At 38.4% G+C, this 22,692-nt stretch carries 24 protein-coding genes and 1 tRNA gene; 2 read left to right on the top strand and 23 right to left on the bottom strand.

The window, feature by feature from the left end; translation table 11 throughout:
• Positions 1–50: 50 nt before the first annotated feature.
• From I5435_RS18640 to I5435_RS18660, 5 genes are all read right to left on the bottom strand, one after another.
• Positions 51–173, bottom strand: coding sequence for a hypothetical protein (locus I5435_RS18640; protein ID WP_255313811.1), 123 nt, complete (start codon positions 171–173; stop codon positions 51–53).
• A 368-nt stretch (positions 174–541) separates the two neighbouring features.
• Positions 542–769, bottom strand: a complete 228-nt coding sequence (locus I5435_RS18645; RefSeq protein ID WP_337982765.1) for a glutaredoxin family protein — start codon at positions 767–769, stop codon at positions 542–544.
• Positions 770–914: 145 nt separating this feature from the next.
• A complete protein-coding gene (locus I5435_RS18650) occupies positions 915–3,191 on the bottom strand; it encodes a S9 family peptidase (protein ID WP_229387651.1) in 2,277 nt (758 codons plus the stop codon).
• Between the two features lie 241 nt (positions 3,192–3,432).
• A complete protein-coding gene (locus tag I5435_RS18655; RefSeq protein ID WP_337982766.1) occupies positions 3,433–4,191 on the bottom strand; it encodes a TPM domain-containing protein in 759 nt (252 codons plus the stop codon).
• Positions 4,191–4,772, bottom strand: coding sequence for a LemA family protein (locus I5435_RS18660; RefSeq protein WP_229387655.1), 582 nt, complete (start codon positions 4,770–4,772; stop codon positions 4,191–4,193). Before I5435_RS18660 ends, I5435_RS18655 begins: the two co-directional genes overlap by 1 nt.
• Before the next feature lie 157 nt (positions 4,773–4,929).
• Here I5435_RS18660 and I5435_RS18665 point away from each other — a divergent pair, with 157 nt between their 5' ends.
• The gene (locus I5435_RS18665) at positions 4,930–5,544 is read left to right on the top strand and encodes a spore coat protein (protein WP_024363905.1); all 615 of its coding nucleotides are present in this window, start codon (positions 4,930–4,932) and stop codon (positions 5,542–5,544) included.
• A 56-nt stretch (positions 5,545–5,600) separates the two neighbouring features.
• On the opposite strand, the gene I5435_RS18670 is transcribed toward I5435_RS18665, so the two are convergent.
• The 4 genes from I5435_RS18670 to I5435_RS18685 form a co-directional block, all read right to left on the bottom strand.
• Positions 5,601–6,323, bottom strand: coding sequence for an amino acid ABC transporter ATP-binding protein (locus tag I5435_RS18670; RefSeq protein ID WP_024363904.1), 723 nt, complete (start codon positions 6,321–6,323; stop codon positions 5,601–5,603).
• Positions 6,320–7,024: an amino acid ABC transporter permease gene (locus I5435_RS18675; RefSeq protein WP_024363903.1), complete on the bottom strand. Its 705-nt coding sequence runs from the start codon at positions 7,022–7,024 to the stop codon at positions 6,320–6,322. Before I5435_RS18675 ends, I5435_RS18670 begins: the two co-directional genes overlap by 4 nt.
• Positions 7,025–7,118: 94 nt before the next feature.
• Positions 7,119–7,913: a basic amino acid ABC transporter substrate-binding protein gene (locus tag I5435_RS18680; protein WP_024363902.1), complete on the bottom strand. Its 795-nt coding sequence runs from the start codon at positions 7,911–7,913 to the stop codon at positions 7,119–7,121.
• Between the two features lie 504 nt (positions 7,914–8,417).
• Positions 8,418–8,492, bottom strand: a tRNA-Arg gene (locus tag I5435_RS18685).
• Between the two features lie 307 nt (positions 8,493–8,799).
• Between I5435_RS18685 and clpP the strand changes: the two genes are divergently transcribed.
• Complete coding sequence (gene clpP, locus I5435_RS18690) at positions 8,800–9,387, top strand: ATP-dependent Clp endopeptidase proteolytic subunit ClpP (RefSeq protein ID WP_024363901.1); 588 nt, start codon at positions 8,800–8,802, stop codon at positions 9,385–9,387.
• Positions 9,388–9,555: 168 nt separating this feature from the next.
• Here the strand turns inward: clpP and I5435_RS18695 are convergent, their stop codons facing one another.
• From I5435_RS18695 to I5435_RS18760, 14 genes are all read right to left on the bottom strand, one after another.
• Positions 9,556–9,813, bottom strand: coding sequence for an HPr family phosphocarrier protein (locus I5435_RS18695; RefSeq protein ID WP_024363900.1), 258 nt, complete (start codon positions 9,811–9,813; stop codon positions 9,556–9,558).
• 112 nt (positions 9,814–9,925) lie between these two features.
• Positions 9,926–10,873: a DNA-binding protein WhiA gene (whiA, locus tag I5435_RS18700; protein ID WP_024363899.1), complete on the bottom strand. Its 948-nt coding sequence runs from the start codon at positions 10,871–10,873 to the stop codon at positions 9,926–9,928.
• 90 nt (positions 10,874–10,963) lie between these two features.
• On the bottom strand, positions 10,964–11,935 hold the full coding sequence (locus tag I5435_RS18705) for a gluconeogenesis factor YvcK family protein (RefSeq protein ID WP_024363898.1): 972 nt from the start codon (positions 11,933–11,935) through the stop codon (positions 10,964–10,966).
• Positions 11,936–11,939: 4 nt separating this feature from the next.
• Positions 11,940–12,827 carry an RNase adapter RapZ gene (gene rapZ, locus I5435_RS18710; RefSeq protein ID WP_029747357.1) on the bottom strand — a complete coding sequence of 296 codons (888 nt, stop codon included), beginning with the start codon at positions 12,825–12,827 and terminating at the stop codon, positions 11,940–11,942.
• Between the two features lie 9 nt (positions 12,828–12,836).
• Positions 12,837–13,304 (bottom strand): NUDIX hydrolase, encoded by a 468-nt coding sequence (locus tag I5435_RS18715; RefSeq protein ID WP_024363896.1) that lies wholly within the window; start codon positions 13,302–13,304, stop codon positions 12,837–12,839.
• A gap of 535 nt (positions 13,305–13,839) precedes the next feature.
• Positions 13,840–14,784, bottom strand: a complete 945-nt coding sequence (gene trxB / locus I5435_RS18720) for a thioredoxin-disulfide reductase (protein ID WP_024363895.1) — start codon at positions 14,782–14,784, stop codon at positions 13,840–13,842.
• A 105-nt stretch (positions 14,785–14,889) separates the two neighbouring features.
• A complete protein-coding gene (locus I5435_RS18725) occupies positions 14,890–16,407 on the bottom strand; it encodes a tetratricopeptide repeat protein (protein ID WP_024363894.1) in 1,518 nt (505 codons plus the stop codon).
• A gap of 90 nt (positions 16,408–16,497) precedes the next feature.
• Positions 16,498–17,115: a bifunctional phosphoribosyl-AMP cyclohydrolase/phosphoribosyl-ATP diphosphatase HisIE gene (hisIE, locus tag I5435_RS18730; protein ID WP_024363893.1), complete on the bottom strand. Its 618-nt coding sequence runs from the start codon at positions 17,113–17,115 to the stop codon at positions 16,498–16,500.
• On the bottom strand, positions 17,112–17,873 hold the full coding sequence (hisF, locus tag I5435_RS18735) for an imidazole glycerol phosphate synthase subunit HisF (protein WP_024363892.1): 762 nt from the start codon (positions 17,871–17,873) through the stop codon (positions 17,112–17,114). Before hisF ends, hisIE begins: the two co-directional genes overlap by 4 nt.
• Positions 17,867–18,499, bottom strand: a complete 633-nt coding sequence (hisH, locus tag I5435_RS18740) for an imidazole glycerol phosphate synthase subunit HisH (RefSeq protein ID WP_025220493.1) — start codon at positions 18,497–18,499, stop codon at positions 17,867–17,869. The genes hisF and hisH overlap by 7 nt, the downstream gene beginning before the upstream one ends.
• On the bottom strand, positions 18,496–19,095 hold the full coding sequence (gene hisB, locus I5435_RS18745) for an imidazoleglycerol-phosphate dehydratase HisB (protein ID WP_024363890.1): 600 nt from the start codon (positions 19,093–19,095) through the stop codon (positions 18,496–18,498). Before hisB ends, hisH begins: the two co-directional genes overlap by 4 nt.
• Positions 19,096–19,099: 4 nt before the next feature.
• Entirely contained in the window at positions 19,100–20,374 is a 1,275-nt protein-coding gene (hisD, locus tag I5435_RS18750) for a histidinol dehydrogenase (protein WP_024363889.1), read from the bottom strand.
• A gap of 89 nt (positions 20,375–20,463) precedes the next feature.
• Positions 20,464–21,087, bottom strand: coding sequence for an ATP phosphoribosyltransferase (hisG, locus tag I5435_RS18755; protein WP_024363888.1), 624 nt, complete (start codon positions 21,085–21,087; stop codon positions 20,464–20,466).
• Entirely contained in the window at positions 21,080–22,252 is a 1,173-nt protein-coding gene (locus tag I5435_RS18760) for an ATP phosphoribosyltransferase regulatory subunit (RefSeq protein WP_337982767.1), read from the bottom strand. Before I5435_RS18760 ends, hisG begins: the two co-directional genes overlap by 8 nt.
• Positions 22,253–22,692 lie beyond the last annotated feature (440 nt).

The raw sequence follows: 22,692 nt of genomic DNA on the forward strand, positions 1-22,692 counted from the left end.
GCACAAAAAATCTCGCAATCATTCATTCTGATTGCGAGATGGCTTTGTTCTTATTTAGTGAAAGACAATACTGCGTTTTTCTTGAAGCCTGCTAAAGCTTTTGTAGCTTCCGTTTTGTTTGTGTATTCAAAAATACGAACGTCCTTTTGTTCAAATACTGTAATAACCCACATAGTCAAATCTCCCTTTAAGTTTATTTTTGTAATATAACAACCACGTAAAAATGTGGTACTTTTTCTAAACTGTTTTATAACAACCTTTACTTGATTCTTATTCTACTCCTATTTTTTAAAAAAGAAAGCTTTGTGTGAGGGTCTTCACAAACTGTTCATATTCATAACGCTTTCATTGAACAATTTGTGAATAACGTGAATATACAGGTTTAAAAATATAAAATTCGTTATTCTCTCGGCTAGAGAATAACGAATTTTTTCGCTTTATTTATAACCTTTTACCTCATTCGATATTACTTCATTTAGCGAATGATAATTTAGTTGGCTAAAATAGCTATGTTCTTCTCACGTAATGGCTCTTTGATTTGTCACAAACGTTCCATTAATGTTACATAATCTAAATTGCCATACTGTATAACTTCTCCATCCTTTTCCACTACCGGTATCATCAGCATATATTTTTCATGTATCGCTTCATCGGTTTCAATATCAATCATATCAATGGTAAAACCTAACTCTTCTTGAACAAGTATTAATGTGCGTAATCCTTCCACACAAAGCTCGCACTGGGAACGACTAAAAAATTTCACGTCCATTTTACCAACCCCTTTTACTTTATGGTGCCAGGCACGCAAACAATTTGCACACAATTTCGATTTACGTGCCTTGGCGTAATTATCTTTCTTTATTTTAAATGAAAAAAGACTGTGCAAGGTAACTTTTGCACAGTCTCATCGTTTGTTATTTTTTTAAATGGCTGTCGAAGAATTTAACCATTGCATTATAGAATTCAATGCGGTTTTCTTCGTTTTGGAAGCCATGCCCTTCATTTTCTTTCAGCATGTACTCTACTTCCACACCTCTCGCACGTAATGCTTCTACGATTTGATCAGATTCTGCTTGATTAACTCGTGGATCGTTTGCACCTTGCGCAACAAATAATGGTGTTTTAATTTTATCAACATGGAAGACAGGAGAAGCTTCTGTTAATAGCTCTTTGTCAGTCTCTGGATGCCCTACACGCTCATAGAACATGTTACGCATTGTTTCCCAATATGGTGGGATTGTATCAAGCAATGTGAAGATATTTGATACACCAACATAGTCAACTGCCGCAGCATATAAATCAGGTGTCTTTGTAATACCAGCTAATGTAGCATAGCCACCGAATGATGCACCATAAATACCGATGCGGTCAGGGTCCGCGATGCCTTGATCGATTGCCCATTGCACGCCATCTGTAATATCATCTTGAATTTTTAGACCCCATTGCTTATTACCAGCTTGTAAAAATTCTTTTCCGTATCCAGTTGAAGAACGGAAATTCACTTGTAGCACAGCATATCCTCGGTTTGCAAGAAGCTGTACTTCTGGGTTAAAGCCCCACATATCACGTGCCCATGGACCGCCGTGTGGATTCACGATAAGCGGTAAGTCTTTTGCTTCTTTGTTTTTCGGTAATGTTAAATAACCGTTAATTGTCAGTCCATCTCGGCTCTTATACGAAATTGGATGCATTTCAGCAAGTTCTTCTGACTTTAACCAAGGACTTAATGTTGCTAGTTCTGTTATTTCATCTGTTGTTGAGTCATAATAATAATATTTGCCGTATACAGTGTCACTTGACACGCTGACGATAAACTTAGTCATTTCTTTATTGTAGTCATTGATGCCTATTTCGCTTTCTTCAACACCTAGTTTGTTTTGAATTTTGCGGAATAGTTTCTCAAAATCTTCATCAAAGAATTGATAATGTACTTTATCAGTCATATATGCACCGTATAAAATTTTATCTTTTTCGCTATTATATAATACGCCTGCAACGTCTACTTCATCGTTCGACATAATTACTTCTTCTTTACCTTCAAGATCATATTTCACAGCTTGTACTTTATCTCGACCTTTATTAGAAGTAGCGTAAATATATTTATTATCTTTAGAGAAGGCAAGCGGATTTACTTCATCTCCTGCAGCCATTTCAATAAATGGTTTGAATTCATCTTTTTCTGTTTCTCGGTATAAAATTGTACCTTCTACACCATCAGAAACGACAGCGATACGAATATTGCCATCACGGTCCGCTACCCAATTCGATACGTTCCCAGGATTTTTTGCAACATGTTTTGTTTCGCCTGTTTTGACATTAAGCTTGTACACATCGAAAACTTTCGCATCTTCTTTGTTCATCATAATTAATATTTCATCTTTAACACCTTGTAAATTACTTAATACGCCTACAGTTACCCCAGGGTAAGGTGTTAAATCTTTTTCTTCACTACCATTAAATGAAGACGAATAGATATGGAAGTTCTCATCGCCGCCTTTATCTTTTGCATAAAGCAATGTATCGTCTTTCCAGAAGAATCCTGAAATATCACGATCTTTTGAACTTGATACACGAACAGGTTCACTATCGTCATTCATTTTCTTCACAAATACATTTGAACGAGATTCCCATGCTGAAGCAAATGTAATGTAATTACCATCTGGTGACAATTGGTAACCGAAGTTTCCTGGATTTTTCATAAAATCCTCTACAGAAATTTCTTTTACCCCTTCGTTATTCGTTCCGTTTTTTATAGACTTAAACGTTGTAAATATTTTAGTAGCATCTTGTTTTGAGATGGTTTCACTATTTTCAGAAATACCTTTAAATAAGCCTAGCTTATTCGCTTTTTCTAAATAGTCTGCTAATGATGCTTCTTTTTCCTCTTTATCAAGAGCTCTTACTAAAATTCGAGCAACTTCATCACGTTTAATGGCAGTACTTAAATTTTGTAATTCTCCCTCTTTAACCCACTTATCCATGATTTCTTGACGCATTGCTTGTGACCCATGTTGGAAAGTTAAAGAAGTCACAGCTAATTCAAGAAATTCTTTTGCTGTTAGGCGCTCCTCTTGTGCAACAATTACATTGCTCGTTTCATTTGCAGCTCGTACTTCCTGAATGGAAACAGGATAGACAACAGAAGCTGTTAAAATGACCGCTAAAGATGCTGACAAAAATCTTTTTTTCAAAATGATTCCTCCTTATATCAGTGTGCGTTATATCGTTAGTCGATACAAAGAAATTATAACAAATCTAGTTTTTTTGTCAATAAATGATAAAACTTATTTAATTATCCTCTTTATCCAAAATAAAAAGACTCTTCGTATGAAGAAGAGTCTTTTAGCTAGTAAATTATTTTATTACGAAAACGTGTCAATCCACTGCGGTTCCAGCGACAAAATTGTTTGGGTGCCTGTCACCATTTTCGGGTCACCATTTTCGGCTAGCGCCGCCACCAGCAGATGAGCCTCCGCCAAAGCCTCCAAATCCTCCGCTACCGGAGCCGCCTCTGCCAAAACCTCCACCAAAACCACTTGGATAACCTCCTCTTCCCCGTCCTCTTGAACGTGGTCCGCCTCCTCCATTGGAGAAGATAATGACGACGAGTAAGAGGATTACGAGTAGTACAAACATCCAAGTGGGCATCGATTCATCCTCTACTGGTTGAGTTGGCATTTGACCTTCCCAATGATATTCTTGCGCTACAGTTTGATACAATGCTGTATACGTCGCTTGAAATGCTTGGTCAATTTCACCATTACTTGCAGAAGGATAAAAAGCAGAATCCAATATCCGTCCTAATTTCCCATCTGGTAACGCTCCCTCAAGCCCTTGGCCAACCGCGATCACCACATCATTTTTTCCTTGCCCTTGGCCAAATGTAGCCAGTAGCAAAACGCCGTTGTTTTTCTGCGCATCACCAATGCCCCAAGTACGAATCAATTGGGTAGCATACATTTTAGCTTCTTGCCCATGAATACTATCCACCGTTACAATCATAATTTCAGCACCAGTGCCTTTATCTAACTGCTCTGAATAAGAATTGAGTTCTTCCTTTACAGACGTTGATAATACGTTGGCGAAATCATGAATGTACGTATTTTTCATCGGTGTTGGGAACTGGGCATATGCATTGTTGACTGTTACAAAAAACATGAAACAAGCAAGTATTACGGTCAAACGCTTCATTATTGTTTACCTGAATCACTAAAATCTACTGCCGGTGCTTTTTCAGCCCCAGCTGCTGCCTTAAAGTATTCCTTTTGCTCGAAGCCAAACATACCTGCTACTACATTACCTGGAAAGCGTTTTACTATTTTATTAAAGCCTTGCACTTCATTATTGTAATCTTCTCGTGCTACTGCTAAACGATTTTCCGTGCCTGCAAGCTCATCCATTAATTGGCGGAAATTCGCATCTGCTTTTAAATTCGGATAATTTTCTACCACTACAAGCAATCGACCAAGCGCACCATTTAACGCATCATTGGCGATCGCTTGTTGCTCTGGTGTTTGTGCATTACCTAACTGTGCACGTGCCTCTGTTATGCTGGCAATGACTTCTTGCTCATGTTTTGCATATCCTTTGACCGATTCCACTAAATTCGGAATTAGATCGTAGCGGCGTTGTAGCTGATTTTCGACTTGAGCCCATTTCGAATCCACATTTTCCTCTGCCGTCACAAGGCTATTATATTTTGGAATAAATAATAAAGCGAATACACCTAAAATAATGATAATGATTGCGACAGGTCCAAAAATTTTTTTCAATTTTACAGCCTCCTTACTTTCTTTTCTTATACCTCTAATGTGTTGCAAAAAAACATCGCTATGCTAAATATATGCAAACAGTTTTATGTCGTATGAAATATGGCGAACAAGACATACTAATTACTGCAACAAACTATACATTCAGGAGGCGTTTTTTTTGTCACAATCTTTTTATAATGAATCAAATGATGTAACATCATCTAACCAACAACAAAGCCTAAACCACGGTGGACATGAAGTAATGGACATGCATGAAGCAATTGGCGAAATTATTGCATGTCTGAATCAATCCATGCTTTTACGTCCGCAAGTAAAAGATCCAGAATTACTTAGCATTTTGGACAATCAATATAATTTCACACTCGGTATGTACAATACGATTGTGGAGTCATTTAAAACAGGACATGATCCATCTGTGCCAACAGGTCGTTATGAAATGCAAACAGGAAACAACTTCCAATATGGCATTACGCCTTCACAGCCGAAAAAGCCAATGCAAAATGTGAGTGAGATTAATGATGAAATCATTTCTGGCTTCTTGCTTGGTGCACATAAAGGGTCTGCTAAATGTTTAACGGCAGCAGCGACAGAAACAACAAATCCAGTTGTGCGTCGTGTTGTTGCTGATAGTATTCCCAACTGTATCGAAATGGCATACGAACTTTCTATTTACCAAAATAAGCATGGCTATTATCAAGTGCCGCAATACTCACAACAAGATATGCGTGCATTGCTTGATTCGTACGGCACTACTACAAATCCCCTCCATTAATAACAAAAAACCATTCATTGCAAAATGCGATGAATGGTTTTTCCTATTATTAAAAATTAAAGAACTTTCCCTAAAAAAGCCTTTGTTCGCTCATTTTGTGGATTACCAAAAATCTCTTCTGGCGTACCTTCCTCTACAATAAAACCACCATCCATGAACACAACACGGTCGCCCACTTCTCGTGCAAAGCCCATTTCATGTGTGACTACAATCATTGTCATCCCTTCAGAAGCTAGATTTTTCATAACATCTAATACTTCTTTCACCATTTCTGGGTCAAGTGCAGAAGTTGGTTCATCAAATAATATAGCCTTTGGTTTCATCGCTAACGCTCTAGCAATCGCTACTCGTTGTTGTTGTCCACCTGAAAGCTGCTCAGGATAGCTATAAGCTTTGCTATCAAGACCGACCTTTTTCAAAAGCTCATGACCTAGTTGCTCTGCATCCGCACGGCTCATTTTGCGAATTTGCATCGGCGCCATCGTGACATTATCAATGACATTCATATGAGGGAACAAATTAAACTGTTGGAATACCATCCCGACTTCTGCTCGAATGGCATTAATATTTGTTTTTGGTGCATTTATCTTGATATCTTCTATATAAATGGCACCGTCCGTTACTTCTTCCAGCATATTGATGCAACGTAAAAAAGTACTTTTCCCTGACCCTGAAGGACCAATGACACAAACGACTTGCTTCTCTTGTATTTCGTAATCAATGCCCTTCAATACTTCGAGCTTCCCAAAGTATTTGTGTAGGTTTTCAATTTTAATCATCTTGCTTCTCTCCCTTCTGCTTTACGAGGGACATAACTATTGCTAAATCGCTTCTCTATAAAGGCGACTACCTTTGTTACAACATATGTTAAAACCAAGTATAGTAGGGCAGCGACAATATACGGTTCCCAGAAACGGAAACTCGCACCCGCTACTACTTTACTTGCATATAAAATATCTGGTGCTGCAATAACCGTTACTAGAGAAGAATCTTTTAGTAACGCAATAAATTCGTTACCAAGTGGTGGAATCATACGTCTAAAGGCTTGTGGTAAAATTACTTTTTTCATCGCTTGATTGTGTGTTAAGCCAAGTGAACGTGCTGCTTCCATTTGCCCTTTATCAATGCTCTGAATACCCGCACGAAAAATTTCTGCATTATAAGCAGCACAGTTTAATACAAGTGCTGTAATACCAGAAACCATATAACCTAATGAATGACCAAAAATTGTTGGAATAACCGCTAAATGAATTAGTAAAATTTGCACAAGCATTGGTGTTCCACGGAATAAATCCACATATAGTTTAGATGGCCAGTAAATTAACTTATTTTGCGATAGTTTTCCTAAACCTAATAGTAAGCCTAAAATAATACCACCAAAATAACCGCTGAGTGTTAAAATGATTGTTATACCTATACCACGTATAAACATATCACGGTAGTTCCAAACTATGTCCCATTGTAAATCAAAGATGTCCATCAGAACCCCTACTTTCCCATTCAAATTCTCTACTATTAAATCCCCTAATAAATCAAATGAGCCGCTAGCATGATTCGGCTAACGGCATCGTTTATTACTTAAAGTCCTGACCAGTAATTTCTGCTAATTTACCATTGTCTTTAATTTTTTGTAGACCTTCATTTAATAGTTTTAATAACTCCGTATTGCCTTTTTTCACCATAAAGCCATAGTATTCTTTTTCAAATGCATCATCTTCAATTACTTTAAGTTTTGCATTTGGATTTGCCTTGATATATTCGTAAATAACTGCATTGTCGCCAATTGTTGCATCTACGTTACCGTTTAACATTTCTTGAATAGCAACTGGTTGGTTTTCAAATGCCATGATGTTTGTACTTGCATCGCCTTGTAATTTTTTTGCTGCCATATGACCCGTTGCATTAATTTGTACTGAAATCTTTTTATCTTTTAAATCAGCTAATGACTTAATATCAGAATCTTCTTTTACAACGATTAATAATTGAGATTCATAATATGGTTCTGTAAAATCAAATGATGCTTTACGTTCTTCATTGATCGTAATACCAGATGCACCGATATGTGTTTCACCATTTTTAATTGTTTGGAATACTGGCTCCCAGCCAATGTTTTCCCATTCTACTTTAAAGCCCATTTCATCAGCAATCGCTTGCAAAATATCGACATCTAATCCTACAATATTGCCTTTATCGTCAATTGACTCGAACGGTGCAAATGTAGCCTCTGTTCCTACCTTATACACCTTGTCCTTCGCGCCACCATCAGCCGGTGCATCACCAGTAGATGTGTCTTCTTTAGCACCGCAGCCCGCTAGCACAAGCGTAAATGCCGCCACGATCATCAATAACGTCCAAAAACGTTTTTTCATAGTTTTTCCCCCTAAACATTTAATCATTTTCCGACCACTTCATTTTTCTCAATTCGGAAATGTTAGACTATTAGGTCAATTATAGTGTCAATAGAGTTGATATACAATACGATTTCGTATAAAAGTGATTATTTTTTCATAAAAATGAATTTTACTAAGCATAATGAAGAAAAATTATGTAATAAAAACAAGATACTTGTCACAAAATGTATACTTATGCAATTTTAAGATCGTTTTTATACAGATTTTAGATATTTTTGAGCACAAAAAAAGAATCCCCTCAGATAGGATTCTTCTTTTGGGCTAGCGTGCTAGCCTCACGTTCGGTATGTTCACTAAAAAAATTTTTGGAGTTGTTGCTTTTTGAAGGTTTAGAAAGGAATAAATCTGGGAATAATGCCTACGGGACAATATTCCCCCTATTCCTCTCTTTCTCCCCTAAGCAGGCTGCTAAACTACTTATAGGAGAACGAGCTATAAAAGTATATCAAATAATCAGTAAAATGGCGCCCTCGGAGGGAATCGAACCCCCAGTGCAAGAACCGGAATCTTACGTGTTATCCATTACACCACGAGGGCAATTGAACATAAAAAAAAAGTACTCACTCTAAGGCTTTACGGTAAAGCATCATGTAGATAATCCTCATTTCAGAAGCATACCTGCAAAATAGTGTACTGTACTTTAACTTACGACCTTTCCATTATACAAACGTCTTGCCCATTTTTCAACTATAAATTTTTATTTTTGTTATATATTTTATTTCTTAATATCAGCGTTAATATTTGACCTTCCCTGACTATAATGTGTATGATAAGGTTACAACTGAAATATAATGGATGATTTCAGTAAAAGTATTCGAATTTAGTTTTTTAAGGAGGATTTAACATGAATTTAATTCCTACAGTTATTGAACAAACAAGTCGTGGTGAACGTGCTTATGACATTTATTCACGACTACTAAAAGACCGTATTATCCTATTAGGTAGTGCGATTGATGACAACGTTGCAAACTCAATCGTTGCACAGCTTCTATTCTTAGAAGCAGAAGATCCAGATAAAGATATTTCTCTTTACATTAACTCACCAGGTGGTTCGATTACAGCTGGTATGGCCATCTACGATACAATGCAATTCATCAAGCCAAAAGTACAAACAATTTGTATTGGTATGGCTGCATCTATGGGTGCTTTCCTACTTGCTGCTGGTGAACCTGGTAAACGTTATGCATTACCAAATGCAGAAGTAATGATTCACCAACCACTTGGTGGTGCACAAGGTCAAGCGACTGAAATTGAAATTGCGGCAAAACGCATTTTATTCCTTCGTGAAAAATTAAATGGTATTTTATCTGAACGTACAGGTCAGCCATTAGAAGTCATCTCAAGAGATACAGACCGTGATAACTTCATGACAGCTGAACGTGCGAAAGAATACGGCTTAATCGACCATATTTTTGTACGTAACGAACGCTAATTAGAAAAACCGCTAAGCTCAAATGGCTTAGCGGTTTTTTTAATGGGTGCTAGGCTCTCACGTAAGACATAAAACATCCGCTCACTAGCGCGAGTCGCAACTTTCATATGTGTCCGCCCAACGGCAATATCAAAAACCTCTAAGCTCTTGTGACTTAGAGGTTTTTGATTAGTCTTCCTTTTCAATAAGCGCAGCTAAGGATGAAACCGCTTGCTCTGCATCGCTACCTTCACTGCTTAAAACAACCTTCGTGCCTTTTGCAATGGCTAAGCTCATTACACCCATAATGGATTTGGCATTTACTTTTTTATCGTCTTTCTCAAGAAAAATATCAGCGCTGAAACGATTTGCTTCCTGTACAAACAACGCTGCTTGTCTAGCTTGAAGTCCTAATTTTAATTTTACCTGGACTGTTTTTTCAGTCATTCGCAATACTCCCCTTCACTACCGTTCATCTATTAGTATTATATTACCTCACTTAACAGCAGAAGAACAATAAGCGATTGTGCTTGCTTTCATATCGAATACGCATGAAAACTTAACCGCCTATCTTTTCACCTCTTCTTAATGCATCTGCTATTTCGTCTATTTTACGCAATCGATGATTGACTCCTGATTTACTAACCGTTCCACTTGATACCATTTCACCAAGTTCTTTTAACGTCACATCTTGATATTCCACACGTAGGCGTGCAATTTCGCGCAGTTTTTCAGGCAACTGATCTAAGCCAATGGAATTTTCGATAAATCGAATATTTTCTACCTGACGCAGTGCAGCACCTATTGTTTTATTCAAGTTTGCTGTCTCACAGTTCACAATACGATTCACACTATTGCGCATATCGCGTAATATACGAACATCTTCAAATTTCATCATGGCTTGATGGGCTCCGACAATATTTAAAAAGTCGGAAATCTTTTCCGCTTCCTTTAAGTATGTCACAAAGCCCTTCTTGCGTTCAATGGTTTTTGCATTCAATTCAAATTCGTTCATTAAATCCATTAATGCCTCACCATGCTCTTTATACAAAGAATAAATTTCTAAATGATAGGCAGACGTTTCTGGATTATTTACCGAGCCACCTGCTAAAAACGCTCCACGTAAGTAGGCTCTTTTATGACCACTCTTTTTAATCAGCTCTTTAGAAATCGTATGATTAAATTGAAAATCATCTGAAATAATAGCTAAATTAATGAGCAATTCCCGTGCACCTTCACGTACACGACATATATACACATTATTTTTTTTCAATCGCATTTTCTTACGTACAAGTAGCTCCACATTATATGGATACAACTTCTTCATTATCGTATAAAGCCTTCGTGCGATTGCAGCATTTTCGGTTTGCACGTCTAAGCTAAGTTGTTTGTTAGCAAAAGATAACGAACCATTCATACGAATTAACGCGGATACTTCCGCTTTCATACAGTAGTCGTCCGCTTCTACCTGTGTAAGCTCTTTTTTTGTTTCTGAAGCAAATGACATAGCACGCCCCCCTTTCGACCTTTATTTCTATGTATATGTTCATCTTACCATATACAACAAGCATTCTTTAGGACTCTATTGTAGGCTTCCTTACTTTTTGGGTAAGATTTTTGCATAATCCACAAGCCATTTTGCAACATTTGCCGCATTATGGCGAACTGTCCCATCAGGTCGAATGGTTGCAATATCTCGTTTAATAACTTCTAATCCCATACTTTCAAGCTTTCCTACATCAAATGTTACAGGCTCTGCACATTCTTCTTTATATAGTTCTTTTACAGGATGTGGCAGTTGCTCATCATTGACTAAAATAGAATCGATAAAAGAATTACCAACATGCTTGTGTATCGCTTGCACATGGTCACCTGCTGTATAGGAAATTGTCTCACCTTTTTGAGTCATTAAATTACATACATAAATTTTGCGACCCCTTGCTTTTACAACAGCCTCCCCAATTGCTTTCACAAGCAAATTCGGAATAATACTCGTATATAAGCTTCCAGGTCCTATTAAAATATAGTCTGCCCGATTAATTGCCCGTATTGCTTCTGGTAGCGGTTGCACATTTTCAGGCACTAAAAAAACGCGGTTAATGCGTTTTGATGCTGTCGGGATTTTAGACTCACCTTCAATTATTACGCCATCTTCTAACTCGGCATGTAAAGTAATCTTTTTATTAGCAGCTGGAATCACTCGCCCATGTACTTTTAGCACTTTTCCCATCTCACTAATAGCATGGCTAAAATCCCCAGTTATATCTGTTAAAGCCGTTAACATTAAATTACCTAAAGAATGACCGTTCAAATCATCTGATACAGAAAAACGATATTGAAACATTTGCTCAACAAGTGGCTCCACGTCTGATAATGCAGCGATGACATTGCGGACATCCCCTGGTGGGGGAATATCATAGTCATCACGTAGACGTCCTGAGGAACCACCATCATCCGCAACTGTTACGATTGCAGTGATATCAAACGGGTGATGCTTTAAACCACGCAGTAACGTGGAAAGGCCAGTACCACCACCTATTACAACTAGCCTTGTATGCTTTTTCCCCATTCACTCAATCCTTTCTTCGATTGATGTCACGGTGCGATATCACAGCATTTTCATTTTTGGCTAAGCAAGCACCAAAATATTCTGCCAACGTCACCGAACGATGCTGTCCTCCTGTACAACCAAAAGCAATGACAAGTTGTGATTTCCCCTCTTGTTTATAAAGCGGTACCATAAATTCAAACAAATCCGTTAGTTTTTGAATTAGGATTTGTGTATCCTCTAACGCTAATACATAAGAAGAAACTTCTGTTTGCAAACCTGTTTTATGGCGCAATTCCTCCACATAATATGGATTTTTTAAAAAGCGCACATCAAATACTAAATCTGCATCTATTGGCATACCATGTTTAAATCCAAAGGACATAATATTAATTGAAAAAGTATGATCTGCATCGCTTGCAAATTCATTGACAATTTTCTCGCGTAACTCTTTTGGTTTCATGTTGGAGGTATTATAAACAAATTTAGCGCGGCCCTTCACTTCAGATAGAAGTATACGTTCTTGTTTAATACCATCTAAAGGTAAACCGGTTACAGCTAATGGGTGTGCACGTCTTGTTTCCTTATATCGTCTTACAAGCGTCTGATCATCAGCATCTAAAAATAAAATCCGCGCAACAATATCGCCTTCTTTTAATATATGGTCAAGCGCACCAATGAGCGAATCGAAAAAGTCACCGCCACGCATATCCATGACCGCGGCAATACGTGTAATATTTTTACCTGAATCTCTAAGTAAAGTTAAAAAAGTTGTGAGTAACGCTGGTGGTAAATTATCAATACAGTAATACCCTAAATCCTCAAAGCTTTGAATAGCTACCGTTTTTCCAGCTCCAGACATTCCTGTAATAATGACCAATTCATGTTGTTGACTTTCAACCACCACTGTCATGCAGCTCCTTTATTGTTCTATTGATATTTGTATTTTTTCATGAAGTAATTCAAAATCCTTCGTGTATTCGAATGTACCGTACTGAATGCCTGATTGTGATACAGCAAATTGTAAATTTGTTCGGTCACCTTCAGCCATGGGCAAATGTTTCAAATCCTCAATTGGGTGCCATGCAAGCTTACCTTCTCTTGTTTCTTCGAATGGTACACCTTCTATATCCTTCGCTACAAAAGTATACAACATCCATTCATCTACCTTAACGTTATCTTCTTTAATAACCATCGTATAGACACCTTTTAAATGCGCTTTCAATGGGATTACATTTGTTTCTTCCTGAAACTCACGTAAAGCAGCCTCATAAATAGACTCACCGCTCTCCATTTTCCCGCCTGGTGCTACATACCAGCCACGTCTCGGCTTTTGAAGTAATAATACTTGGCCGTCTTTTACGGCGATTAAGTTTGCAATTCTTTGCATAGGCACACCTCTAATCTCTTTTGCATTCTATTTTTTATTATAGCAAGACCTATCAGAGTTTGTCCTCATTTCACAACTATGGAATCTTGCGCAAAAAAATGATTAAATCAACTTATCCCAAAGGTTTCAAATGCATGCAGAAAAGGTCAACGCATCTTTCAATAACCATTATTTTACACTATTCCCTCTACATATAGTATACAGTTTTCTACTGTAAGACATGACATATCCAAAATAATTAGCATTAGGCTTACTATTACGTAAAATAAGCTACTTGCAACGCTTTAAAAATTCAGAATTGTTTGAGTGACTGGCACTAAAAATAGGTTGCTCCCACCTAATTTAGGCGGAAACAACCTACTAAAAAAATAAAAGGGGGATTGCTAATTACAGTCTTTATATTACACCTTTTATATGTCATTCAAGTTACAGCAATATTAAAACCGTATTAAAAATTTGTATTTTTTTCCGGTAATAACGGCCAATTGCAATGCACTTCTAAGATTTTTGAGACCATCACTCGGTATAACGCTTATTATGCGTTAATTTTTTCTAGTAATTCTTCAACATAATGTTGTGCTGCTTGCGCCGCAATACTGCCATCGCCAGTCGCAGTAACGATTTGACGAAGCGTTTTTTCACGCACATCCCCAGCAGCAAAAATACCTGGTACATTTGTTTCCATATTGTCGTTAGTAACAATATAACCAGCTTCATTTAAAATGCCTAGTGATTCAAAAGGTTTTGTTAATGGCAACATCCCAATGTAAATAAATACGCCATCAGCCGCAAATTCAGATTCTGTGCCATCGACAGTTGATTGCAATGTAACGCTGCCTACTTTACCATCAGCTTCGTTAATTTCTTTCACTGTTGCATTCCAAATGAAATCAATTTTGTCGTTTGCAAATGCACGATCTTGTAGAATTTTTTGTGCACGTAATTTATCACGACGGTGAACAATTGTTACTTTATCAGCAAAACGCGTTAAATACACACCTTCTTCAACAGCAGAATCTCCGCCACCTACGACAACGAGATTTTTTTGTTTAAAGAATGCACCATCACATACAGCACAATAGCTGACACCACGTCCACCAAGCTCTTTTTCACCAGGTACACCCATTTTTTTATACTCTGCACCAGTAGAAAGTATAATTGAGCGTGTTTTATATTCCTTAGCACCTGATTTTATCGTTTTATATTCTTCACCATCAATGATTTCTGAGACATCACCGTAAGCATATTCAGCACCAAATTTTTTCGCATGCTCGAACATTTTAGTAGATAGCTCAGGCCCTAAAATAGTATCAAATCCTGGATAGTTTTCTACTTCTTCCGTATTCGCCATTTGTCCACCAGGGATACCACGTTCAATCATTAATGTTGAAAGATTTGCACGTGATGTATAAACAGCCGCAGTCATTCCGGCAGGACCTGCACCAATAATTACAACATCATAAATTTTTTCTTCTGACATACTTACTTCCTCCTAAACTTGTAATACTTTTTTATAATAACGTTCAGTATGTTCATCGTATGTGAAAGCATGAAGTTATTCAACTAAGTTGCTCACAACTTCAATTTAACTCGTTGGTAAGTACATTAATATTTCATCTATATATTTCGATAATGTTGCTACAGATATGCCATATTGCTCTGCGATTTCTTTTTTCGTCACCTTCAACATGCGAGATGAGCGGAATAAAAAGTCATTTGCACCTGCAATAGCAGCCGGATTTGTAAAGCGATAATTTTGACTAAGTGCTTGTTCACAAAGCACGAACCACATTTGGAACATTGGTGCGACGATTGTCGTCAATTTTCCATAGTGCTCCAACAAAATCTCGGGTACACGTACAGCTCTTAAAAAACTTGCCTCTACTTTGTTTTTCTCATCAAACTGATGGCCGAGTGCATAAGCTAAAAAAAGCTTTTCAAAAGCACCAAATTGCTCTACATCAATCCATTTAGGATGCGCAATGATTTCCTGCTTATGCGCTGTTCCTCGTAATAAAAATAAGCCAAATAAACGATCACTTATATACTCACTTTCAAGCTTTGCTACAATGAAGTCACGATCATGCTCTAATGCGTCAAGCTCATATGTATTTTCCTGCTGACGCCAAGGTTCAAAACCTTCTTTATCTGGATCTAACTCAAGCAACTGCTCCCAAGCATTTTTGGCAATATCATCGTAACCAGAAAAGTAGGCCGCATGAGATAACCAAAAGTAAAACCCTGGATCTCCTAAATAACCACGCTTCTGCATGCTTCGTAGCCATTTAAATGCAGTTTCATATTGACCAATCAGTGCAAGCGTTGCGCCCAATTTGTAACGATGATCCCAAGCATAAGGTTGAATTTTCACCAATACTTCTAAAAGAGCATTTAATTCCTCATCATTTTTCTCATAGTAGGCAATAACCGTTAGATTACACAATGCATGGAGATTCCCTTTATTCTCACGCAAAACCGTGTTCAAAATCGCTTTAGCCTGTTCCGCTTCACCTACATAAAAATAAGCTAAAGCTAAATTATTGTATGCTGACCAAAATTCCGGTCTATCTTCTACTAATTGTTCTAAAATATTGATTGCTTCTGGAAAGTCACCCTTTTCCATGCAACGACGTGCTTGCTCCTGCCGATATAAATCCTCGCCACTGCCTTCCAGCTCTTCATATTCATTGTGCTCAAAAGCAACAAAGTCTAATATTTCTGCCGCTTCATCCGCATATGCACCCTCAGGTTCCATTTCTAAGTATTGCTCTGCAAAGCGTTTGGCATCTTGAATAATGCCGACACATCCTGATACCTCAGCCATATAAAAAATAATTTCTGGCTCATTTGGGTCTAATTGATAGGCACGACGAAGCAGATCATAGGCTTCCTCAAAACCTTGACCTTCTAACTCTACAATCGCTAATTGCAATAAAATCATAGGATCATCTGGACTTAAATCTACAGCACGTTGTAAGTATTTATAGGCTTTATCCATTTGACCACTATTCATCGCTTGAATTGATTTTTTATAATAATAGTCGCCTGTTGGAATGAACGATACGACATTCGTTTGCTTCTCTTTTTGACGTTTCTTTTCCAAAATATTTCCTCCGAAACAAGAAATAAGGAACGCATTATACGTTCCTTTTTACAGTAACTCATATTATACCATACAATAAGCGATATGCTGTTATTTCTCCTCGTGACGTTTTTCCAACACATGTAATACGTCAAAAACATTTACTTTTTGTTCTTGCAGTAAAACTAGTAAGTGGTAAATTAAATCAGCCGCTTCCCATTTTACTTCTTCTGCATCACGATTTTTTGCACCGATAACTACCTCTGTTGCTTCTTCCCCAACTTTTTTACAAATTTTATCGATGCCTTTATCGAATAAATATGTAGTATATGCACCCTCAGGCATATCTTGCTCACGCTTTTCAATGACTTTGACTAGCTCAGGGATAATACTAACCGAACCAACTTTTGCTTTTTCTTGCAGTACTGTCGTAAAGCAAGATGTTGTGCCATTGTGGCATGCGGGACCAGCAGGAAGTACTTCTACAACTAATGCATCGCCATCACAGTCGGCTTTAATGGACACTACTTTTTGTACGTTACCACTCGTCGCTCCTTTATGCCAAAGCGCTTCACGAGAACGTGAGTAAAACCAAGTTTCGCCTGATTCTAATGTTTTTTCTAATGATTCTTTATTCATATAAGCTACAGTTAATACTTCTTTTGTATTGGCATCTTGCACAACTGCTGTAACAAGACCTTTATCGTCAAATTTAATGTTCTCTATCATCTTACTGCCACTCCTTTTTCACGTAAGTATTGTTTTACTTGCGCTACACTCGTTTCTTTGTAATGGAAAATGGATGCTGCAAGTGCTGCATCTGCATCTACATCGTCCGCTAATACTTCGTAAAAATGTTCGGCATTCCCTGCACCACCACTTGCAATGACTGGGACTGTCACGGCCTGTCGTACAGCCTTCGTTAAAGCTAAATCAAAGCCAGATTTTTCACCGTCTTGATTCATACTTGTTAATAAAATCTCGCCAGCACCTAAGCGGACAGCTTCTTTTGCCCACTCTATTACTTGCCAAGATGTTTTGTTGCGACCACCGTGTGTATAGACCATCCACGTGCCGTCTTCTTCACTATAGCGCGCATCAATTGCAACAACAATACATTGTGCTCCGAAATAGTCAGAACCTTCTTTAATCAGCGCTGGGCGTTCTAAGGCAGAAGTATTAACAGATACTTTGTCAGCACCTGCGCGTAAAATACGCTTCATATCCTCTAACGAGCGAATACCGCCACCAACAGTAAATGGAATGGCTAGTGTCGCCGCAGTTTGGCGCACTACATCGACCATTGTGTCACGGCCTTCATGCGATGCTGAGATATCTAGGAAAACAAGCTCATCTGCACCTTGTTCATCATAAAACTTTGCAAGCTCTACCGGATCTCCTGCATCACGTAATGATACGAACTGTACACCTTTAACAACTCGTCCTTCCTTCACATCAAGACATGGAATAATACGTTTCGTTAGCACGCCGCCACCCCTTTTAACCATTGTTCTAATAAGTACACGCCTAACTCACCTGATTTTTCAGGATGGAATTGCATACCTGTGATCGAGCCTTTGGCAACAATCCCCGGGACTTCAATGCCATGGTAGTCAGCATAGGCCACTAGTTCTGTCGGTTCAATATTCGTCGCATAAAAAGAATGGACAAAATAAACGTGCTCGGCAGGTGTCTCGCCTTTGAGCCATGCTGGTCGATTCATCACAATTAATTCATTCCACCCCATATGAGGTACTCGATAAGACTGCTCCCCTTGAATGCCGCTAAAACGTTGAATGCTGCCTTTGAAGAAACCTAGTCCCTTCGTTGGTGTCACCTCTACGCTTTCCTCAAATAATAACTGCATGCCTAAACAAATACCGAGCAATGGTCGATTTTCTGCTTGTACCTTTTGTAAATAGCAATCTAATTTTGTTTCAGCTAAACGTTTCATAGCATCGGGAAAAGCGCCCACACCTGGCAGTAACAGGGCATCAGCTTCATCTAGTTCCTGTTCTTGTGCTGTTACAATGACTTCACAGCCAAGTCGTTTTAGTGCTTGTTCAACACTAAATAAATTACCCATCCCATAGTCAATAACACCTATTTTCACGTTAACAGCCCCTTTGTGGAAGGTACACCCTTAACGCGAGGATCAATTTCAACTGCCGCATCAATGGCACGAGCTAATGCTTTAAAAATAGCTTCGATAATGTGGTGTGTATTATGACCGTACGGTACGATAACGTGGACATTCATTCTTGCTTCAAGCGCAAATTTCCATAAAAACTCATGCACTAACTCCGTATCAAAAGTTCCTACTTTCTCTTTTAGTTCAGGCACACGATACTCTAAATGTGGACGATTTGAACAATCGACAACAACTTGTGCCAGTGCATCATCCATTGGTACAAAGGCATTACCATAACGTTTAATACCTTTCTTATCGCCGAGCGCTTGACGAATGGCTTGTCCTAATACAATGCCAAGGTCTTCCGTTGTATGGTGGTCGTCAATATGCGTATCACCATTCGCTTGAATTGTGCCATTAAATAGACCATGTTTAATAAATAAATCCAGCATGTGATCCATAAAGCCAACACCTGTTTGGATATCCGCCTTGCCCTCGCCATCTAACTCAATAGCAACTGAAATTTGTGTTTCATTTGTTTTGCGTTCTACCTTTGCGTAGCGTTTCTGTTCTGTCATCGTATTACTCCTTTTCCCATCCACGAGATTCTACAGCACGAGCATGGCCCTCTAAGCCTTCCATCCGAGCTAAGCGTGCAATTTTCGGGGCGTTCGTTGCCCAAGTTTTTTCAGTATAATAAACGATACTCGATTTTTTTACGAAGTCATCCACATTTAAGCCACTTGCAAAACGCGCTGTGCTGTTTGTTGGTAGCACATGGTTTGTGCCAGCAAAATAATCTCCAACAGGCTCGGAGCTATATCGACCGATGAAAATACCACCTGCATGGCGCACTTGCTCTGCCACCGCTTCGGCATTTTTGGTCACGATTTCTAAATGCTCAGGGGCTAATGAATTAATTGCCTCCACTGCATCTGACATCGTTTCAGCAATATAAATTGCGCCAAAATTTTCGATTGAGGCACGCGCTACTTCTTCACGTGGTAAAGTCGCTAATTGTTTTTCTACTTCCAGCGCCACATTGTGAGCAAGTTGCTCAGACGTTGTCACTAAAATAGCACAGGCCATCTTATCGTGTTCTGCCTGGGATAATAGGTCTGCAGCTACCTCATCTGCAAAAGCTGTATCATCTGCGATTACGGCAATTTCACTTGGTCCAGCAATCATATCAATCGCGACCTCACCAAATACTTCGCGTTTAGCAAGTGCAACGTAAATATTACCTGGACCAGTTATTTTATCGACGGCTTGAATTGTTTCCGTTCCATAGGCAAGTGCTGCAATTGCCTGTGCCCCACCAATTTTATATACTTCTTCCACACCTAATATATGAGCGGCGGCAAGTACACCAGCAGGTAATTTCCCGTCACGCCCCGCAGGTGATGTGATAACAATTCGCTCAACACCCGCTACTTGAGCAGGAATAACGTTCATCAACACGGAAGAAGGATAGGCCGCTGTTCCTCCAGGAACGTAAAGACCTACTGCATCGAGTGCGGTAATCCGTTGCCCAAGCCAAGAGCCATCTGCTAATTCCAAACGATAGCCAGAACGTTTTTGTTGCTCATGATAAACGCGAATATTGTGGGCAGCTTCTGTTAAATCTGCAAATAATTGCGCGTCGATTGCCTCTACTCCCTCTTTAATCTCTGCCTTTGTAACACGTAAATTGTCTGGAGCAAAGCCATCCCATTTTTCTGTATATGTACGTATTGCGCTGTCACCTTGTGCTCGCACATCTGCCAATACTTGTCGTACAATTTTTAATTGTTCTTCGTTGCCACCTTCAAGTGGTCGTTTCAAGGAAATACCTTTTGCTAACTTTGTGATTTTCATGGAAAAAGTCTCCTTTAAATTTCTAGCTATTCGTGCAGTTCCTTTTCGCAACTTGCGTATTTGCAATTATTACGATGAAACAACATTCATTAGTCGACACACTTCTTTAAACGTTTCACCAAATCGATTATGCGGTCACCTTTCATGCGGTAACTTACGGGATTGGCAATTAAGCGTGAGGAAACTTCTGTAATATACTCATACTCAACTAAGCCATTTTCTTTTAACGTACGTCCAGTTGATACGATATCCACAATGCGGTCCGCTAAACCAATCATTGGCGCAAGCTCAATCGACCCGTTTAATTCAATAATTTCTACTTGTTCGCCAATCCCTTTATAATACTTCATCGCAATGTTCGGATACTTCGTCGCAATGCGTGGTGCAAGTTCGTTCATCGTCGTATTCGGTAAGCCAGCTGAAGCAATATAGCAAGTACTTATTTTCAAATCAAGAAGCTCATGTACCACGCGCTGTTGCTCCAGTAAAACATCTTTTCCAGCAATTCCAATATCGGCTACACCGTGCTCAACATAAACAGGCACATCCATAGGTTTCGCTAGAATAAAACGAATTTTTTCTTCTGGGATTTCGATCATTAATTTACGCGACATTTCAACCTCTTCTGGTAAATTAAAGCCCGCTTCAATAAGCATTTGGTATGCCTCTTCAAAAATGCGCCCTTTCGGCATAGCAATGGTTAATTCATTCACCGCGAATTTCCTCCTGTCCAACAACAACTACCTTTGTAAAATGCGTTAAAAAGGCTGCTTCATCAACTAAACTACTTCTCAACTGTAAAGTCGCTTGTTTACCTGCTGCTCTTAAAGCCTCTATTTTTTCCAGAGCCTCTTCAAAATTTTCTTCTTCGAATAGCACCACAATGGCTTCTTCCTTGTCCGAAGCTTGTGCAGTAATCGTTTCTAATAATCTATCTACACGAATGCTAAAGCCTGTAGCACCGACCTTTGATCCAAATACTTCAAGCAAACCATCGTAACGTCCACCATTTCCTAATGGGAAACCACTGCCTGAAGCAAATACTTCAAATAACATACCTGTGTAATAGCTCATATGGCTTGAAAGAGTAAAATCAAACGCGACATACTGTGCAAGATCAGCGACTTCTAATAATTTTGCAAGTTGTTGCATATATTCTAATGCGTCATTTTTACGCACATATTTTTCAATATCACGAATTTCCTTTAAGGTCATTGCCTCTTCAATAAACTGTAACAATGCATCTGATTTTGTTTTTGGTAAATCAAATGATGCAACTGCCTCCTCAAAGCCTACATAATTACGTTGTACAAGCAGTGTACGCAGGACATCTTCTTGTTCGATGCTTTCTGTATAGTCCTGTAAAATATAATTCAAGACACCTGCATGTCCTATTGTGACTTTGAAATTTTCTAATCCAAATTGTTTTAATAACTCCATTGCTGTAACAATTACTTCTGCATCCGCAAACACGGAATGATCACCAATTAACTCAATACCCATTTGCTCAAATTCTGCGGGACGTCCACCTTCTGTTTCCTGTGCACGGAATACACTTGCAAAGTAAGCTAAGCGCAGCGGTATCATTTCTTTCAATAATTTTGAAGTGGCTACTCGAGCAATCGGTGTTGTCATATCAGGACGTAGAACGAGCGTGTTGCCCTGACTATCTACAAGCTTAAATAAATGCGCATCGGAAATTGCAGATGCTTTCCCTACCGTATCGAAATACTCTACTGTAGGCGTTTTGATAAATTCATAGCCTCTTGAGCGTAAAAAATTTCGACCTGTATGTCTTACAGCTTCTACTTTTTCATAAATTTGCGGAAATTTATCACGCATACCAAGTGGCTTTTCGAACATTTTAATCGACGACATGTGGACACTTCCTTACGTTTCACTTTAATTCACTAGAGTATTAGAGAATTAGAATATGAAAGTATTTTAACTCATTCCTTCAGTTCAGTCAATGTTTTACACATTAAATTCACAAATAATTTCAATACTTCTGTTAATTATACACCTATTTACACAAAGTGAAATGTTTATTGAGACTATTGCCTCACTTATGTAGGAGACATCAAAATGCGGACATTACTTTAAATTTAGCTGTTCTTGCTTTAAAAATATAATAATTGCAATCGAAATGAGTTGAAGGTTGCAGCCTTAGTGTACTGAGTAGAAAGGACCGCTGAAGCGTACAATAACGGCATAGCAAAAAAAGAGATTGGAACATTGCTAAAAAATTTAAAGAACAGAGGAAAGGTGTTCATAAATTTTCGCTATATGGAGAACTTAGCTATTCTTGCTTTTGCAAT

Source organism: Lysinibacillus sp. C5.1 (genome assembly GCF_016350185.1).
In the GTDB taxonomy this organism is placed as follows: domain Bacteria; phylum Bacillota; class Bacilli; order Bacillales_A; family Planococcaceae; genus Lysinibacillus; species Lysinibacillus sphaericus.